The organism is Synechococcus sp. R3-13, assembly GCF_047462195.1.
Lineage (GTDB): Bacteria > Cyanobacteriota > Cyanobacteriia > Thermostichales > Thermostichaceae > Thermostichus.
Genome location: NZ_JANSIO010000345.1, coordinates 1 through 1,155 on the forward strand (window position 1 = coordinate 1; position 1,155 = coordinate 1,155).

Consider the following 1,155-nt stretch of genomic DNA (forward strand, 5'->3'; position numbering starts at 1 on the left):
TACCGCTTAGCGGTCGGAGCCGGGTAGTTTACCTTTCAACCAGGCCACCCTTGAAACCACTATTATGGGTCAAGGCACCCCAGTCAAATGACGAATCCTGTCCGTCTCCCTAAAATAGCGACAGATAACAGGTGAATAGCGCTTTACCCTTTTCCCCAACAGCCTCCTCGAGTCCTCATGAAGCGTGTACTGGTCGTAGATGACGATCCCCTCTCCCTGAAGGTGCTGAGCCGCCACCTGACTCAGCATGGCTATCGGGTTTGTACAGGCGCTTCGGGTGTAGAAGGGTTGCGTCTGTTTGCCCAAGAGCAGCCGGATGTGGTGGTTTCAGATGTGGTGATGCCGGAAATGGACGGCTTCGAGTTTTGCCGACAGCTGCGCCAACAGCGCGGCGGCGAGCTCGTCCCCTTCATTTTTCTCTCTTCGCGGGGAGAGATCGATGACCGGGTTCAGGGCTACGAGCGGGGGGCGGATGACTACATCATCAAGCCCTTTGAACCCCTGGAGTTGGTGGCCAAAATCGAGGCCCAGATTGAACGCTCCCGCCGCACCCAATCGGAAATTTTGCGGCTAATCCAACAGCAGTCCCAGCCAAAACCCGAAGCGGACCCCCGCCCCACCCCACCCGAATTGCCTCTGACCCCTGCTGAGGAGCGGGTCTTTCGGGAAGTCATTCGCGGCTTCACCAACAAGCAAATCGGCGAGAAGCTGTTCATCAGCCCGCGCACTGTGCAAACTCACCTGACCAACATCCTCAGCAAGCTTTCTTTGGAAAATCGCTCGCAACTGGTGCGTTTTGCCTACGAACGGGGCTACACCGCCGAAGAGGAGCCGGGCCAGAAGGGATCCCTCTCAGGCCAGGTGTAGCCTCAAAACAGCACGTGGCGCTTTTCGCACCCGGCAGGGGATCCGCTCCTTGCCCAAGCGGACAAATGCCTCGTAGCGATGGCAGCCGGAGAACCCATAATACTCCCCTTCCACTTCCAAAACCTCAATGGGCTCCTGTAGGCCGACTGCTTCAATGGAAGCCATCAGCGCCTGCACCTTATCCGGATCCGTTTGCCGCGGCAAAGGGCGGCGAATTTGGGCAAGGGGAATCTCGCGAATCTGCGCCATGTTGAACTTTCTGATACATTTACGCTGAACACTGCTGAA

General features: G+C 57.1%; 2 protein-coding genes. One reads left to right on the forward strand and one right to left on the reverse strand.

Annotation, left to right across the window (positions count from 1 at the left end):
* Positions 1 to 177 precede the first annotated feature (177 nt).
* Entirely contained in the window at positions 178 to 867 is a 690-nt protein-coding gene (locus NW856_RS10485) for a response regulator transcription factor (protein WP_011432676.1), read from the forward strand.
* Here NW856_RS10485 and NW856_RS10490 read toward each other — a convergent pair.
* Positions 853 to 1,116 carry a sulfiredoxin gene (locus NW856_RS10490; RefSeq protein ID WP_011432677.1) on the reverse strand — a complete coding sequence of 88 codons (264 nt, stop codon included), beginning with the start codon at positions 1,114 to 1,116 and terminating at the stop codon, positions 853 to 855. The genes NW856_RS10485 and NW856_RS10490 overlap by 15 nt on opposite strands.
* Positions 1,117 to 1,155: the final 39 nt, after the last annotated feature.